Genomic DNA, 16,661 nt, shown 5'->3' on the forward strand with positions numbered 1-16,661 from the left:
GGTTGGACGCAGGCCGTCGTAGGAGCGGGTTTACCCGCGAAAGGGCCAGGCCTGCCGGCCAATTTCCACCCGTCGTTCACCTTTGCCGCTGCCACCGTATTCGCGGGCAAACCCGACTGGTGGCAGCGAACAGGCCCGCGCAGTCAATCGACCAGCTGAGCTTCCTTCAACGCCCCCAACGCCTCCTGCCAGCGCGGCTGCTGGCGATAATCGGTCCGCGCAAAACCTTGCCCGCGCATCCGCGCAATCCTCGGCGACGGTTTGACCTTCAACCGCTGCGCCGCACTCAGCGCCAGCTCCGCCGCCGCCCGGTCATTGCACACCAGGCCCATATCACAGCCGGCGCTCAGCGCCGCTTCGATACGGCTGGCCGCGTCGCCCACCACATGCGCACCGGCCATCGACAGGTCATCACTGAAGATCACCCCGTCAAAGCCCAGCTCGCCACGCAGGATGTCCTGCAACCAACGCCGGGAGAAGCCGGCCGGCTGGTTGTCGACCTGCGGGTAAATGACATGCGCCGGCATCACTGCCGCAAGCTGCCCACTCAGGCGGGTAAACGGCACCAGGTCGGCCTGGCGCAGTTGTTCCAGGCTGCGCTCATCGGTGGGGATGGCCACGTGCGAATCGGCTTCGGCCCAACCATGCCCCGGGAAATGCTTGCCACACGCGGCCATTCCCGCCGCATTCATGCCACGGATGAACGCGCCGGCCAGTTGCGTTGCACGCAGCGGATCACCCTCGAACGCGCGGCTACCCACCACGGCGCTACGCTGGTGGTCCAGGTCGAGCACCGGAGCAAAGCTGAGGTCCAGACCAACTGCCAGTACCTCGGTCGCCATCAGCCAGCCGCACTGCTCAGCCAGGTATTCAGCGTTGTCGTTATCGGCCAGCGCACGCATGGCCGGCAGGCGCACAAAGCCCTGGCGCAGTCGTTGTACGCGACCACCCTCCTGGTCCACTGCCAGGATCAGCTCGGGGCGAATGGCGCGGATGGACGCGCACAGCTCGCGCACCTGGCGCGGGCTGTCGATATTGCGGGCAAAGATGATCAGGCCAGCCACTTCGGGCTGGCGCAGCAATTGACGGTCTTCGGCGGTCAGCCATTTACCGGCGATATCCACCATCAGGGAGCCTTGCAGGCTGACAGTCATGGGTAATCCTTCATTGAAGACAGAGAGAGGCCCACCGGGGGGCAGCAGACACCGACAGGCACACGCCGCTGGCCACAGGCGAAGCCATAAGAGCACTGGTCAGCAAGGGAAATATGAAGTAGATCGAGATCAGGCATGGGCGCTAGCTTAGCGGAAGCGCCCTGCCACGCCCAGCCTTCAGGCCTTGGCGGTAGCCGAGCTGGTCTTTGTTCGCGGGCGCAGCTGCGCAGTGGCCATCGCCTCGTCGGTCACACCGCTGTCAGCGCGCATGCCTGCCGCCAGGAACGGCACCATCAGGCGCATCACCTGCTCGATCGAAGTGTTGATGCCGAAGTCGGTCTCGGCAATCGCCCGCAGGGCTTTGATACCGGACATGCTGAAGGCCGCGGCACCCAGCATGAAGTGCACACGCCAGAACAGTTCCAGTGGCGGAATGCGTGGCGCTGCCTCGTTCACCAACAGCATGTAGCGGCGGAACACTTTGCCGTACATGTCTTCCAGATAGCGCCGCAGGTGCCCTTGGCTCTGGCTGAACGCCAGACCCAGCAGGCGCATGAAGATCGACAGGTCGTTGTTGCTACGCGGTTGCACGGCCAGCGCCTGCTCTACGAGCATTTCCAGCAGTTCTTCGAGGCTGGGCTTTTGCTCCGGCTTGGCCTGGCGGCGCTCCAGCTCACGCTCGAGACTGGCGCAGAATGGGCCAAGGAAACGCGAGAAAACGGCCTGGATCAGCGCCTTCTTGGAGCCGAAATGATAGTTGACTGCCGCCAGGTTGACCCCGGCCTTGCTGGTAATCAGCCGCAACGAGGTTTCGGCGAACCCCCTTTCCGCGAACAACTGCTCGGCAGCGTCGAGAATGCGTTCAACGGTTTCCGATTGGGCCATGACTACTCCGACTACTCCGCCAGACAAACAGGTGTTTGAAACATACGTTTCAGCCCTGCTTCTGTCAAGGCTCGGTGACTGGGCGGTCGCCATTTAAAAGGTGCAAGCTGGAAGCTGCAAGCGTGATGTGACAGCAACACCGGCCGGATATCGCAAAATCGCGTCCTGGGGTGACTGAAAAGCATGGGAGGACTGCCGTTTCGCCCTTTCTTGCAGCTTGGAGCTTGCAGCGGGCCTTACACTGTATATAATCCCAGTCACTGTACAAAAAGACAGAGCGCTTACCATGTTGAAACTGACGCCACGCCAAGCCGAAATTCTCGCGTTCATCAAGCGCTGCCTGGAAGACAACGGCTTCCCGCCTACCCGCGCCGAGATTGCTCAGGAGCTGGGCTTCAAGTCGCCCAATGCCGCCGAGGAGCACCTCAAGGCGCTTGCCCGCAAGGGCGCGATCGAAATGACGCCGGGCGCTTCCCGCGGCATCCGCATTCCCGGCCTGGAAGCCAAGGCCGAAGAAGCCGGCCTGCCCATCATCGGCCGGGTAGCGGCCGGTGCGCCGATTCTTGCCGAACAGCACATCGAGCAATCCTGCAACATCAACCCTGCCTTCTTCCACCCCCAAGCCGATTATTTGCTGCGCGTACACGGCATGAGCATGAAGGACGTCGGCATCTTCGACGGTGACCTGCTGGCTGTGCACACCTGTCGTGAAGCCCGCAACGGCCAGATCGTGGTGGCGCGCATCGGCGACGAAGTCACAGTCAAGCGCTTCAAGCGCGAAGGCAGCAAAGTCTGGCTGCTTGCCGAAAACCCCGAATTCGCCCCCATCGAAGTCGACCTGAAAGAACAGGAACTGGTGATCGAGGGCTTGAGCGTCGGCGTCATTCGCCGCTGATCCAGGAGGCGTCATGCAGCAGTTCATTCACGCACCCGAGCAAGCCCAGTTGCCCCTGTTCGAAGCATTCCTCGCCCAGCCCGTGCTGCCAGGCCTAAAAGCCAGGGAACTGGCGCGCAAGAGCAGCCAGCCCGAACTGTTCAGCGAACTGTCGCTGCGCGGTGCCCCTGGCCACTGCCAAAGCCTGCTGGCGCCAGTGCTGCGCGAGTTGAGCGAAGAGGACGAGGCCCGCTGGCTGACCCTGATCGCCCCACCGCCAAGCCTGACCCAGGCCTGGCTGCGCGATGCCGGACTCAACCGTGAACGCATTCTGCTGCTGCAACCCCGCAGCAATCAAAGCTCGCTGCAACTGGCCTGTGAGGCTTTGCGCCTGGGCCTCAGCCACACAGTGGTGAGCTGGCTGGGTAACGTCAATGCCACTGCACGTCAGCAACTGCTACGTGCTGCCAGTGCCGGAAACGCACAAAGCCTGAACATCCGCCTCGGCTGATGTTCAGGCTTTGCCTGTCACTTCAACTAGCCTGATACGCTGCTGCACCCTCAGTGCAGCACACGCGGCCCTTCATCACGCTCGAGCTCGCCATCCATCAGGCGACCGGCCATCTGCACGCCCACACTGAGCATGGCCTTGGCCACTTCCACATGCTGACCCTGCAGGAACACCTTGGCGTCTTCCGAGAAATCCAGGGTTACCAGAGAGCCCTCATCCTCGGCGCGACGAAGTTCGATGCGGCCGTCAGGCAACTCGACAATTTCCAGAAAAGACGTAGACATAAATGGCAGTTCTCCGCGAAAGGCGATTATTGTACCAGCCGTTGCGGTTATCAGCACTCACTCAACGCGTCGCGGAAACGTCTCACCAAACTTTTGAGGTCGTTGCGCCAGCTTTCCAGCTCGACACGCGACAGCGCTGGATGCTCAGGCTCATCCAGATTGACGGCCTGAATCAGTGGCTGGGTAACGTTGGTTTTCGGCGCTTTTCTGGCGACCGGTGGTCGGAACAAATCGGCATAAGCACCGAGCATTTGCGCCAGCCAGGTTTCACGCTGGCGGGCCAGCTCCAGCAACTCGGCCACTTCCGGGATGGCGATACCGTTCAGGGCATCCTCGGCCAGGGCCTGCTCCACCGTTGCGACAACCGGCAGGCGGTAGAAGCCCCCGATTTCATGGCACAGCCCCAACAGAGCACCATACAGGTGGAACAGCGCCGACTCGCGTTCAGCCTGAACCAAGCCTTGGGCATTCATGGCCTGGCTTTGTTCAGCCTTGGCCATGGACTCGAGGGCGAGGCCGGCGAAGAACAGTTTCTGGTTGGTGCGGGTGTAGAGTTCCTGGGCCATTTCAGTGCCCTCCCATAAGGCTACAAGGCGGATATCTGCATCATAAATGATTGGGGCCGCTTTGCGCCCCTTCGCGGGCTTGCCCGCTCCCACCAGTACAGCGCCACATTCAAGGGCGGCGCGATACCTGTGGGAGCGGGCAAGCCCGCGAAGGGGCGCAAAGCGGCCCCATATCACAGCACCGATAGATCAGCGCTTGTCTTCAACCTTCCAGGCATTGCCGTCGTAGAACGCCTTCCAACCGGTCGGCTTGCCATCGACCTCGGACTGTACGTACTGCTCCTTGGTCTTGCGGCTGTAGCGGATCACCGCCGGGCGGCCATCCGGGTCTTTCTGCGGCGCATCGCACAGGAAGTGGTACTTCGGGTCGATCTCATGCTTGTGCGGCACAATCTCCAGCACCAGCGGCGCACGGGTTTCGCGGTTCTTGGGGAACTGACTGGCAGCCAGGAACAGCCCCGAAGCACCGTCGCGCAGCACGTAGGTATCGTCGACCTTCTCGCACTTGAGCTCCGGCATGTCTACCTTGTCCATCTTCGGCGGCGCCGCCTCGCCGCTCTTGAGCAGCTTGCGGGTGTTCTTGCACGCCGGGTTGGTGCAGCCGAAGAACTTGCCGAAACGGCCGGTCTTCAATTGCATCTCGCTACCGCACTTGTCGCACTCAAGGCTCGGCCCTTCGTAGCCCTTGATGCGGTAGTTGCCTTCCTCGATCTCGTAACCTACACAATCCGGGTTGTTACCGCAGATGTGCAGCTTGTGCTTCTCGTCCAGCAGGTAGGCGTCCATCGCCGTGGCGCAGATCGGGCAACGGTGCTTGCCCAGCAGCACGCGCGATTCCGACTCGCCCTCGTCGTCAGCAGCAATCTCGTCGCCCGGCACCAGGTTGACGGTAGCCTTGCAGCGCTCTTTCGGCGGCAGGCTGTAGCCAGAGCAACCCAGGAACACGCCTGTAGAGGCGGTGCGAATCATCATCGGCCGGCCACATTCCTTGCACGGAATGTTGGTCATGGTCGGCTGGTTGGCACGCATGCCGTCTTCACTGGACTCGGCAGTCTGCAGCTTTTTGCTGAAGTCGCCGTAGAACTCGTCGAGCACGTTCTTCCAGTCACGCTCGCCCTGGGCCACGTCGTCGAGGTTCTCTTCCATGACGGCAGTAAAGCCGTAGTCCATCAGGTTGGAGAAGCTCTCCGACAGGCGCTCGGTGACGATGTCGCCCATCTTCTCGGAGTAGAAGCGGCGGTTGTGCAGCGTCACATAGCCACGGTCCTGGATGGTGGAAATGATCGCCGCGTAGGTCGATGGGCGGCCAATGCCGCGCTTTTCCATTTCCTTGACCAGGCTGGCTTCGGTGAAGCGCGCCGGTGGCTTGGTGAAGTGCTGGCTCGGGTCGATCTGAATCAGTTTAAGCGCTTCACCCTGAACCATTTCTGGCAGCACGTCGTCTTCGCCCGGCTTGCTCTGCTGGGGCAGCACACGGGTGTAGCCGTCGAACTTGAGGATGCGGCCCTTGGCACGCAGCTCGAAATCGCCGGCAGCGACGGTGACGCTGGTGGACAGGTACTGCGCTGGCGGCATCTGGCAAGCCAGGAACTGGCGCCAGATCAGCTCGTACAGGCGCTCGGCATCACGCTCCATGCCACTAAGCTTGGTCGGATGGGTATTCACGTCAGAAGGTCGAATCGCTTCGTGCGCCTCTTGGGCGCCCTCCTTGCTGCCGTAAACCAGTGGCGCCTCCGGCAGGTACTGCTTGCCGAACTCCCGCTCGATGTAGCTGCGTGCCATATCCAGGGCGTCAGCCGACAGGTTGGTCGAGTCGGTACGCATGTAGGTGATGTAACCGGCTTCGTACAAGCGCTGGGCCATCATCATGGTTTTCTTCACACCGAAGCCCAGGCGGTTACTGGCCGCTTGCTGCAAGGTGGAAGTAATGAAGGGGGCCGATGGCTTGCTGCTGGTCGGACGGTCTTCGCGCTTGACCACGCTGTAGCTGGAAGCCTTGAGCTTATCCAGCGCCGCCATGGCCTGAGCTTCGTTCAGCGGCTTGAAGGCCTCGCCCTTCTCGCGCGCCACCTCGAAACGCACCTTGGCGTTCTTGGCGGTGCCGAGGTCGGCGTGGATTTCCCAGTACTCTTCCGGGATGAACGCGCGGATCTCGCGCTCGCGCTCCACCACCAGCTTTACCGCTACCGACTGCACACGGCCAGCGGACAGGCCGCGAGCAATCTTGGCCCACAGCAATGGCGAAACCATGTAACCGACCACGCGGTCGAGGAAACGCCGCGCCTGTTGGGCGTTGACCCGGTCGATGTCCAGCTCGCCCGGCTGCGAGAAGGCCTCCTGAATGGCCTTCTTGGTAATTTCGTTGAACACCACGCGCTTGTAGCGGGTGTCGTCACCCCCGATGGCCTCGCGCAGGTGCCAGGCAATGGCTTCCCCTTCGCGGTCCAAGTCGGTTGCGAGATAGATGGTGTCGGCATCCTTGGCCAGGCGGCGCAGCTCTTCGATCACCTTTTCCTTGCCAGGCAGGATCTCGTACTTGGCCTTCCAGCCATGGTCGGGGTCGACGCCCATGCGCGCCACCAGCTGGCGGCGGGCCTTTTCTTTCGGCGAAAGCGCCGGCGCCTCACCCGCAGCCTTGCCACGCTTGGCGGCCGGCTCTTTGCTCGCGCTGGCCGAACCGCTGGTGGGGAGGTCTCGGATATGGCCGATACTCGACTTCACCACGTACTGGTTGCCCAGGTACTTGTTGATGGTCTTGGCCTTGGCCGGGGATTCCACAATGACCAGCGATTTGCCCATGGATCGGAGTATTCCTGAATCTGAAGATAAAAAACGCGCCAAGTGCCAGACGCGGCACCGCTATATATAGTGGCAAAAGTGTGAGGTCAAGCTCGGACGATCAGTCGTGCGACTTGCCCAGCAACCCGGGCAGCCCCTCTTCGGCCTTGACCAAAGCAAAGCGTGGCACCTGCTCGCCGTCAACTTCTACGGACTCCTCGAACATCGAAAGGGGGCGTACCCAGAAGCTGTAATCACCATACAGGCATTGGTAGAACACCATCCACTCTTCGGTTTCGGAGTGCCGCGCAACACTGAAGACACGGTACTCAGGCCCTTTGTAATGCCGGTAGACGCCTGGTTGTATCTGCATGTTGCACACCCTCTTGAATAAAACCTGAAAAAACAAAACCGGGGCACAAGGCCCCGGTTGCTGTCCCGCTACGCGATCAGACGCGTTCGAAGACAGTAGTGATACCTTGGCCCAGGCCGACGCACATGGTCGCAACACCCAGCGTACCGCCATTTTGCTTCATGACGTTGAGCAGGGTGCCCGAAATCCGCGCCCCGGAGCAACCGAACGGGTGGCCCAAGGCAATCGCGCCGCCGTGCAGGTTAACCTTCTCATCCATCTTGTCGAGCACTTTCAAGTCTTTCAGCACTGGCAGGGCCTGTGCAGCGAAGGCTTCATTGAGCTCGATGAAGTCGATGTCAGCCATGGTAAGACCGGCACGCTTGAGGGCTTTCTGGGTCGATGGCACCGGGCCATAGCCCATGATTGCCGGGTCGACACCGGCCACTGCCATCGAACGGATCACCGCCAATGGCTGGATACCCAGGTCCATCGCACGCTGGCCGGACATCACGATCATGCACGATGCGCCGTCGGTAATCTGCGACGAGGTACCGGCAGTGACAGTACCGCCTTTCGGGTTGAACGCAGGCTTGAGCGACGCCAGGCCTTCGAGGGTGGTTTCCGGGCGAATGGTTTCGTCGAAATCGAACACCTTCAGGAAGCCGTTTTCGTCGTAGCCCTGCATCGGGATGATCTCATCCTTGAACTTGCCTTCGACAGTGGCTTTGTGGGCCAGCTGGTGCGAACGCAAGCCGAACAGGTCCTGCTGCTCACGGGTGATGCCGTGCATCTTGCCGAGCATTTCCGCAGTCAGGCCCATCATCCCGGAAGCCTTGGCGGCATGCAAGGACAGGTGCGGGTTGGGGTCGACACCGTGCATCATGCTGACGTGGCCCATGTGCTCCACGCCACCCACCACGAACACATCACCGTTACCGGTCATGATCGCCTGGGCAGCCGTGTGCAGGGCGCTCATCGACGAACCGCACAGGCGGCTGACGGTCTGCGCCGCAGAGGTGTGCGGGATCGGGGTCATCAGCGACGCCATGCGGGCGATGTTCCAGCCCTGCTCCAGGGTCTGGTTGACGCAGCCCCAGATCACATCCTCGACTTCTTTCGGGTCGACCTTGCCGTTGCGTTCCAGCAGTTTGCTGATCAGGTGCGCCGACATGTCTTCAGCGCGGGTATTGCGGTGCATGCCACCCTTGGAGCGGCCCATTGGCGTGCGACCGAAGTCGACAATCACCACGTCTCTTGGATTCAGGCTCATATCAAATCTCTCGCTCTAGCTCGTTGACCGCTCAGTTGAAGAAGCGCTGGCCGTTCTTGGCCATTTCACGCAGCTTGGCGGTCGGGTGGTACAGCGGCCCCAGGTCGGCGTACTGATCGGCCAGGGCAACGAATTCGGCCACACCGATCGAGTCGATGTAACGCAGCGCACCACCGCGGAAGGGAGGGAAACCAATGCCGTAGACCAGCCCCATATCGGCTTCGGCGGCGGTTTCGACGATGCCGTCTTCCAGGCAGCGCACAGTCTCCAGGCACAGCGGGACCATCATCCAGTTGATGATGTCTTCATCGGTCACTTCACGCTGCTCGAACACGATCGGTTTGAGCACGTCGAGCACGGCGGCATCGAAAACCTTCTTCGGCTTGCCGCGCTTGTCGGTTTCGTAGGCGTAGAAGCCCTTGCCGTTCTTCTGACCCAGGCGGTTAGCCTCGTACAGCGCATCAACGGCCGAGCGACGCTCGTCCTTCATCCGGTCCGGGAAACCTTCGGCCATCACATCGCGGCCATGGTGACCGGTGTCGATGCCGACCACGTCCATCAGGTAGGCTGGGCCCATCGGCCAGCCGAACTTTTCCATGACCTTGTCGATGCGCACAAAATCGACGCCGGCGCTGACCAGCTTGGCGAAGCCGCCGAAGTACGGGAACAGCACGCGGTTGACCAAAAAGCCCGGGCAGTCGTTGACCACGATCGGGTTCTTGCCCATTTTCTTGGCGTAGGCCACGGTGGTGGCAACCGCCACTTCACTGGACTTCTCGCCACGGATCACTTCAACCAGCGGCATCATGTGCACCGGGTTGAAGAAGTGCATGCCGACGAAGTTTTCCGGACGCTTGAGCGCCTTGGCCAGCAGGTTGATGGAGATGGTGGAGGTGTTGGAAGCGAGGATCGCATCGTCCTTCACCTGGCCTTCCACTTCCGCCAGTACCGCTTGCTTGACCTTCGGGTTCTCGACCACAGCCTCGACGACGATGTCGACATTGGCGAAATCGCCATAAGACAGGGTCGGGCGAATGGCGTTGAGGGCCTCGGCCATCTTGGCCGGGGTCAGGCGGCCCTTCTCGACGCGGTTGCCGAGCAGCTTGGAGGCCTCGTTCAGACCCAGTTGAATGGCTTCCTCGCGGATGTCCTTCATCAGGATCGGCGTACCTTTGACCGCCGACTGGTAGGCGATACCGCCGCCCATGATGCCGGCGCCGAGGACGGCGGCCTGCTTCACGTCGTGGGCGATCTCGTCATGCGCCTTGGCCTTGCGCTTGAGTTCCTGATCGTTGAGGAACAAGCCGATCAGGCTCTCGGCGACCGAGGTCTTGGCCAGCTTGGCAAATCCCGCGGCTTCGACTTCCAGGGCCTTGTCGCGACCGAAGTTGGCGGCTTTCTGGATGCTCTTGATCGCTTCGACCGGGGCCGGGTAGTTCGGCCCGGCCTGGCCTGCGACGAAGCCCTTGGCGGTCTCGAAGGCCATCATCTGCTCGATGGCATTGAGCTTGAGCTTTTCCAGCTTCGGCTGGCGCTTGGCCTTGTAGTCCAGCTCGCCACTGATAGCACGCTTGATCAGGTCGAGGGCACCGGCCAGCAGCAGCTCAGGGGCGACCACGGCGTCGACGGCCCCCACTTTCAGGGCGTCTTCGGCGCGGTTTTCCTTGCCGGCGGCGATCCACTCGATGGCGTTGTCCGAGCCGATCAGGCGCGGCAGGCGCACGGTACCGCCAAAGCCCGGGTAGATACCCAGCTTGACTTCCGGCAGGCCGATCCTGGCGCTGCTGGACATGACCCGGTAGTCGGCCGCCAGGCACATTTCCAGGCCGCCGCCCAGCGCGATGCCGTTGATGGCGGCAACGGTCGGCACTTCGAGGTCTTCGAAGGCGTTGAAGATGCGATTGGCTTCCAGGTTGCCAGCGACCAGCTCGGCCTCAGGCAGCTTGAAGTTGTCGACGAACTCGGTGATGTCGGCGCCGACGATGAACACGTCCTTGCCACTGCTGACGATCACGCCCTTGACCGAGGCATCGGCCTGGATGGCATCGACGGCCTGGCGCAGCTCGCTCAGGGTAAGGCGGTTGAACTTGTTGACGGACTCACCCTTGAGGTCGAACTTGAGCTCGACGATGCCACTTTCAAGAGCCTTAACCGTGATGGCTTTACCTTCGTAAATCATCAACTGATCTCCACGATATGGAAGCTGAACTGTACACGCCGATCGCTGCAGCAAAAGCAGGCCTAGCTGCCCTGCCCCAGGCACACCCGTCAGCGCGCTAGTCGGAAGTATGGCTTGGCGTGATGACATACAAACGCTCAATTCATACGCCCGTTTGATTTGGGTGTGCACACATTCTCCGAAAAGATGGGCGTTGTCAAATGCTCACGAGCACGGCGAAAGCGCGACTTTCCAGTCATTTTCTATCGCCCGGGTACAAAACATGATGACAGTGATCGCCGGTCATTCATGTCAGCGATTGACCACACGTATTGGCTGGAGTGCTTTGCGCTTGCGCGGCGAGCCAGGGCGACTACACTGGCACTTGCTTGCATGAATACCCGGCCTGCCTGGCCTTTTCTGCGCAGCAGAACGCAAAGCGGCGACTTGGCACCCCACCCCTTCAGGGTCATGCCGAGCCGCCGCTTTGTCGTTATAGAACAGATTGACCAGGCTGGATTCCGCCCCCGTAGGAGCGGGTTTACCCGCGAAGCAGGCACCGCGGAGCTTGGCACCGGCCCTGCCGGTGTTCGCAGGTGAATCCTCGCCTACAGGGGCGCATATGGGCTGAGCTCAAGCCAAGGTTTCGAGGGCGTAGGCAACATCCTGCAACACAGCAGTATCGCCGCGCTCGGTCCAGTACAAGGCAATCATCCGCGCATCGGCCTCCACCTTGTACACACTCGCCGGCAAACGCGACAAGGCGCCCATGAAGCGTGGGTCTTCGCAGGGCTCGCGCCACTGATTCCACCACACCCCGGGGCTGACCTGCCAGAAGCTGAAACTGTCCTCATGCCCACGACGCCGGGCTCGGTGATATTGCGGGCAGGGGCTTGGCGGCTCTTTTTCCAGCCAATGCGGCCACTGCTGAGGCGCCAGCTGCATGGCCAGCCCCATGCGCCGAGCCTCCAGGCGCAACTTCATCTGCTCGCTCTGCTTGCGCGAACTGCGCAGCCAGGAAAGCGGGCTGAGAATCAGCGCAAGGATTGACACCACCAGCAATACCGTCATATCAGTAGTTCCCATAAAACGTTGCAAATGAGCTGGTTAGCCATTTTCACGGTGGACCCGCCCTAAAGCGACCATACTTCTTCTATCGCGATTGTCAGGAGTACCGCTCATGAAATACGAACATTTGTTGGTCGCTGTCGACCTGACCGAAGAGTGCGACCCGGTGATCAAGCGCGCCATGGCGCTGGCAGAACCTTCGAATGCCAAGGTATCCCTGGTGCACATTGTCGAGCCGATGGCCATGGCTTTCGGCGGTGACGTACCGATGGACCTGTCGCAGTTGCAACAGCAGCAGTTCGACCAAGCCAAGGAGCGCATGGACCGCCTGTTCCACAAATACCCGGAAATCAACCGCGGCGACTCGCACCTGACCTACGGCCAACCGCGCCAGGAAATCCACCAGCTGGCCAAGGACCAGAACTGCGACCTGATCGTGGTCGGCAGCCATGGTCGTCACGGCCTGGCATTGCTGCTGGGCTCCACGGCCAACGATGTGCTGCACGGCGCGCCGTGTGACGTGCTGGCGGTACGCTTGCTGAAGAAGGATTGATTCGACCTGAACCGGCCTCTTCGCGTGCAAGCCTGCGCCTGCAAGGGTATGGCGATCCCTGCAGGAGCGGGTTTACCCGCGAAGAGGCCGGAACAGGCTAACGCCAGTCAGCCTTCCAGCTCAGCCCAGCGCTCTACCAATACATCCAGCTCGCCCTGCAGCTTCTCGATCTGTGCCAGCACCGCCGAAGTTTCTGCAATTGGCCGCTGATAGAAGCCCGCCGCATTCACTTCTTCCTGAGCCTCGGCCATCCGCTGTTCCAGCTCGTCGATCTGCCCCGGCAGCATTTCCAGCTCACGCTGCAGCTTGTAGCTGAGTTTCTTCTTCGAAGGCTCTTCCACCACCGCCGCAACAACAGGTTCAGGCTTGGCCTCGACCTTCTCAACCACCGCGCTGTTGAGCGCAGACTTGCCGCCCTTGCTCTCGGTCACACCCAGCAATTTCGGCGAGCCGCCCTGGCGAATCCAGTCCTCGTAGCCGCCCACATACTCACGCACCTTACCCTCGCCTTCGAACACCAGCGTGCTGGTAACGACGTTGTCGAGGAAGGCCCGGTCGTGGCTGACCATCAGCACGGTGCCTTTGTAGTTGGACAGCACCTCTTCCAGAAGCTCGAGGGTTTCCACGTCCAGGTCGTTGGTCGGTTCGTCGAGCACCAGCAGGTTGGCCGGCTTGCTGAACAGCTTGGCCAGCAGCAGCCGCGCACGCTCACCACCTGACAGCGCCTTGACCGGCGTGCGCGCACGCTGGGGACTGAACAGGAAGTCGCCCAGGTAGCTCAGCACGTGGCGGTTCTGACCATCGATCTCGATGAAATCACGGCCTTCGGCCAGGTTGTCGATCACGGTCTTTTCCAGGTCGAGCTGGTGGCGCATCTGGTCGAAATAAGCCACCTCGAGCTTGGTGCCACGCTCCACTTTGCCCGCAGTAGGCTCAAGGTCGCCCAGCATCATCTTGAGCAAAGTGGTCTTGCCAGTGCCGTTTGCGCCCAGCAGACCGATGCGGTCCTGCCGCTGCAGGACCATGGAAAAGTCCTTGACCAGCAGAGGCCCGTCCGGGTGATGGAAGCTGACATTTTCCAGCACCATCACCTGCTTGCCGGACTTGTCCGCTGCTTCGATCTGAATGTTGGCCTTGCCCTGTCGTTCGCGGCGCTCGCCACGCTCCACACGCAGGGCCTTCAGTGCACGCACACGGCCTTCGTTGCGGGTACGGCGGGCCTTGATACCCTGGCGAATCCACACTTCTTCCTGGGCCAGGCGCTTGTCGAAGAGCGCGTTGGCGGTTTCCTCGGCGGCCAGTGCGGCCTCCTTGTGCACCAGGAAGCTGGCGTAGTCGCCGTTCCAGTCGATCAGGCCGCCACGGTCCAGCTCGAGGATGCGGGTGGCCAGGTTCTGCAGGAACGAACGGTCGTGGGTGATGAACAATACCGCGCCGTTGAAGCCACGCAGGGCCTCTTCGAGCCAGGCAATGGCACCGATGTCCAGGTGGTTGGTCGGTTCGTCGAGCAGCAGCAGGTCGGGCTCGGACACCAGCGCCTGGGCCAGCAGCACGCGGCGGCGCCAGCCACCGGACAGCTCGGCCAGGGTCTTGTCGGCCGGCAGTTGCAGGCGACTGAGCGTGCTTTCCACCACCTGCTGCAGGCGCCAGCCGTCGCGGGCTTCCAGCTCATGCTGGACGTGCATGAGTTTTTCCAGGTCTTCATCGCCCTGGATGTTCATGCTCAGGTGGTGGAACTGCGCCAGCAACTCGCCCACGCCCTCCAGACCAGCGGCTACGACGTCGAACACCGTTCGCTCGTCGGCCACCGGCAGCTCCTGTGGCAGCTCACCGATCTTCAGGCCCGGGGCACGCCAGATTTCGCCGTCGTCGCCCTTCTGCTCGCCCTTGACCAGGCGCAGCATGCTCGACTTGCCGGTGCCGTTGCGGCCGATGATGCACACCCGCTCGCCACGAGCGATCTGCCAGGACACTTTGTCCAGCAGCGGCATGGCGCCGAATGCGAGGGACACATCGCTGAATTTGAGCAGGGTCATGTTGGTCTCCATAAATCGGGCGCGCATTCTACCTGACTTGGGCCCCGACGGCATCCGCCAGGCCAACCGGCGAACGCCTGGCGACATCTGGTCGAACTTAATATCCCGATACACGCACAGCGCTTTCACCCACCGCCGGCAAACGGCTAAGCTAAGGCAATAGCTTCCAACAGTGCTGGCTCCGCCGACACTCCCCATGGTTCAACTGCCCGGACGTATCATGCGCAGCCGCCTGTTACATATTGCATCCTGCCTGCTGCTTACCGCCGCCACCTGCGTGGCGCAGGCCGCCGACCTGACCCTGCAACGCCAGTACTACGACGAGGCCAAGCGAGCGCTGGCCAAAGGCGACAAAGGCCCGTACCTGCGCTATGCCCAGGCCTTGAAGGACTACCCGCTGACGCCCTACCTGGCCTACGATGAACTCACAGCACGCCTGAAAAGCGCCAGCAATCAGGAAATCGAAGGTTTTCTTGCCAAGCATGGCGACCTGCCCCAGGCCAACTGGATGAAGCTGCGCTGGTTGCGCTGGCTGGCCGAACGTGGCGAGTGGGATACCTTCGTCAAGTACTACGACCCCAAGCTCAATTTTACCGAACTGGACTGCCTCAACGGCCAATACCAGCTCAGCCACGGCTTGCGCGCCGAAGGTTACGCCACCGCCGACAAGCTGTGGAACGTCGGCAAATCGCAACCTGCCGCCTGCGACGCGCTGTTCGGCATGTGGGCAGCCGAAGGCCAGTTGACCGAAGCCAAGCGCTGGGCACGCACCAAGCTGGCAGCCCAGGCGCGCAACTACGGCCTGGCAAACACGCTGGCCAAGGGCCTGACCACCCTCCGCCCGCAGGGGCGCCTGCTGGTCGACGTAGCGCAGAAGCCTGAGCTGCTCAACCAGCCGTCGCGCTTTACCCCGGTCAACGAGGCCATGTCCGACGTGGTCAGCCTCGGCCTTCGCCGCCTGGCCCGGCAGAACCCGGAGCGGGCCATGGCACTGCTCGACGATTACGCCCAGCGCATGCACTTCTCGCGTGATGAAAAGGTGGCCATCGCCCGCGAAATCGGCCTGACCCTCGCACGCCGCTACGACCCACGCGCGCTCGGTCTGATGACCCGCTACGACCCCGAGCTGCGTGACAACACCGTCAGCGAATGGCGCCTTCGCCTGCTGCTGCGCCTGGGCCGCTGGGAGGACGCCTACGAGCTGACCAAGCGCCTTCCCCAGGACCTGGCCAGCACCAGCCGCTGGAGGTACTGGCAGGCTCGCAGCCTGGAACTGGCACAGCCAAACAACCCGCAGGTTCCGCTGCTTTACAAGGCCGCAGCGCGTGAGCGTGACTTCTATGGCTTTCTCGCCGCCGACCGGGCACAGGCACCGTACCAGCTGAACAACAAGCCGCTGCTGCTGAGCCCGCAACTGGTCAAGAAGGTCCGTAACACGCCCGGTATCCAGCGCGCACTGGAATTCCACGCCCGTGGCCAGATTGTCGACGGCCGCCGTGAGTGGTACCACGTCAGCCGCCACTTCACCCGTGACGAAATGGTTGCACAGGCTCGCCTGGCCTACGAGCTGCGCTGGTACTTTCCGGCCATCCGCACCATCAGCCAGGCCCGCTACTGGGACGACCTGGACATCCGCTTCCCCATGGCCCACCGCGACACGCTGGTGCGTGAAGCCAAGGTTCGCGGCCTGCATTCGAGCTGGGTATTCGCCATCACTCGCCAGGAAAGCGCCTTCATGGAGGACGCACGCTCTCCCGTGGGCGCCAGCGGCCTGATGCAGCTGATGCCGGCCACGGCCAAGGAAACCGCACGCAAGTTCAGTATCCCGCTGGCATCACCGGCGCAAGTGCTGAACCCGGACAAGAACATCCAGCTGGGTGCAGCCTACCTGAGCCAGGTACACAGCCAGTTCAACGGCAACCGGGTGCTGGCTTCGGCAGCCTACAACGCCGGCCCCGGGCGCGTTCGCCAGTGGCTCAAAGGCGCCAAGCACCTGAGCTTCGATGTGTGGGTAGAGTCGATCCCGTTCGACGAAACACGCCAATATGTGCAGAACGTGCTGTCGTATTCGGTGATCTACGGGCAAAAGCTGAATTCGCCGCAGCCGCTGGTGGATTGGCATGAGCGGTATTTCGATGACATGTGATTGCTGTTGAGCCTGTACCGGCC

Annotated in this window: 14 protein-coding genes; 4 read left to right on the forward strand and 10 right to left on the reverse strand. The window is 61.8% G+C overall.

Annotated elements, in window-relative coordinates:
* Positions 1–143 precede the first annotated feature (143 nt).
* Both nagZ and ACF8GF_RS21125 read right to left on the reverse strand, forming a co-directional pair.
* Positions 144–1,142, reverse strand: a complete 999-nt coding sequence (nagZ, locus tag ACF8GF_RS21120) for a beta-N-acetylhexosaminidase (protein ID WP_392488434.1) — start codon at positions 1,140–1,142, stop codon at positions 144–146.
* Positions 1,143–1,331: 189 nt separating this feature from the next.
* Positions 1,332–2,039: a TetR/AcrR family transcriptional regulator gene (locus ACF8GF_RS21125; RefSeq protein WP_003248784.1), complete on the reverse strand. Its 708-nt coding sequence runs from the start codon at positions 2,037–2,039 to the stop codon at positions 1,332–1,334.
* Between the two features lie 286 nt (positions 2,040–2,325).
* Here ACF8GF_RS21125 and lexA point away from each other — a divergent pair, with 286 nt between their 5' ends.
* A complete protein-coding gene (gene lexA / locus ACF8GF_RS21130) occupies positions 2,326–2,934 on the forward strand; it encodes a transcriptional repressor LexA (protein WP_010953131.1) in 609 nt (202 codons plus the stop codon).
* 13 nt (positions 2,935–2,947) lie between these two features.
* Positions 2,948–3,424: an SOS-induced cell division inhibitor SulA gene (sulA, locus tag ACF8GF_RS21135; RefSeq protein WP_209964640.1), complete on the forward strand. Its 477-nt coding sequence runs from the start codon at positions 2,948–2,950 to the stop codon at positions 3,422–3,424.
* A gap of 50 nt (positions 3,425–3,474) precedes the next feature.
* Here the strand turns inward: sulA and ACF8GF_RS21140 are convergent, their stop codons facing one another.
* The 7 genes from ACF8GF_RS21140 to ACF8GF_RS21170 form a co-directional block, all read right to left on the reverse strand.
* A complete protein-coding gene (locus ACF8GF_RS21140; protein WP_003248777.1) occupies positions 3,475–3,708 on the reverse strand; it encodes a hypothetical protein in 234 nt (77 codons plus the stop codon).
* Between the two features lie 50 nt (positions 3,709–3,758).
* Complete coding sequence (locus tag ACF8GF_RS21145; protein ID WP_392488433.1) at positions 3,759–4,274, reverse strand: DUF6586 family protein; 516 nt, start codon at positions 4,272–4,274, stop codon at positions 3,759–3,761.
* 189 nt (positions 4,275–4,463) lie between these two features.
* Positions 4,464–7,073 (reverse strand): type I DNA topoisomerase, encoded by a 2,610-nt coding sequence (gene topA, locus ACF8GF_RS21150; RefSeq protein ID WP_103443938.1) that lies wholly within the window; start codon positions 7,071–7,073, stop codon positions 4,464–4,466.
* Positions 7,074–7,173: 100 nt separating this feature from the next.
* Positions 7,174–7,425, reverse strand: a complete 252-nt coding sequence (locus tag ACF8GF_RS21155; protein WP_021785428.1) for a DUF1653 domain-containing protein — start codon at positions 7,423–7,425, stop codon at positions 7,174–7,176.
* 76 nt (positions 7,426–7,501) lie between these two features.
* Positions 7,502–8,677 carry an acetyl-CoA C-acyltransferase FadA gene (gene fadA, locus ACF8GF_RS21160; protein ID WP_010953128.1) on the reverse strand — a complete coding sequence of 392 codons (1,176 nt, stop codon included), beginning with the start codon at positions 8,675–8,677 and terminating at the stop codon, positions 7,502–7,504.
* A gap of 31 nt (positions 8,678–8,708) precedes the next feature.
* On the reverse strand, positions 8,709–10,856 hold the full coding sequence (fadB, locus tag ACF8GF_RS21165; protein ID WP_392488354.1) for a fatty acid oxidation complex subunit alpha FadB: 2,148 nt from the start codon (positions 10,854–10,856) through the stop codon (positions 8,709–8,711).
* 612 nt (positions 10,857–11,468) lie between these two features.
* Positions 11,469–11,906 carry a hypothetical protein gene (locus ACF8GF_RS21170; protein ID WP_003248762.1) on the reverse strand — a complete coding sequence of 146 codons (438 nt, stop codon included), beginning with the start codon at positions 11,904–11,906 and terminating at the stop codon, positions 11,469–11,471.
* A gap of 109 nt (positions 11,907–12,015) precedes the next feature.
* Between ACF8GF_RS21170 and ACF8GF_RS21175 the strand changes: the two genes are divergently transcribed.
* Positions 12,016–12,456 carry a universal stress protein gene (locus ACF8GF_RS21175; protein WP_176684846.1) on the forward strand — a complete coding sequence of 147 codons (441 nt, stop codon included), beginning with the start codon at positions 12,016–12,018 and terminating at the stop codon, positions 12,454–12,456.
* Positions 12,457–12,563: 107 nt separating this feature from the next.
* Here the strand turns inward: ACF8GF_RS21175 and ACF8GF_RS21180 are convergent, their stop codons facing one another.
* A complete protein-coding gene (locus tag ACF8GF_RS21180) occupies positions 12,564–14,492 on the reverse strand; it encodes an ATP-binding cassette domain-containing protein (RefSeq protein ID WP_176684845.1) in 1,929 nt (642 codons plus the stop codon).
* A gap of 220 nt (positions 14,493–14,712) precedes the next feature.
* Between ACF8GF_RS21180 and ACF8GF_RS21185 the strand changes: the two genes are divergently transcribed.
* On the forward strand, positions 14,713–16,638 hold the full coding sequence (locus ACF8GF_RS21185; protein ID WP_176684844.1) for a transglycosylase SLT domain-containing protein: 1,926 nt from the start codon (positions 14,713–14,715) through the stop codon (positions 16,636–16,638).
* Positions 16,639–16,661: the final 23 nt, after the last annotated feature.

Source organism: Pseudomonas sp. yb_5 (assembly GCF_043103865.1).
GTDB classification, from domain to species: Bacteria; Pseudomonadota; Gammaproteobacteria; order Pseudomonadales; family Pseudomonadaceae; genus Aquipseudomonas; species Aquipseudomonas putida_Y.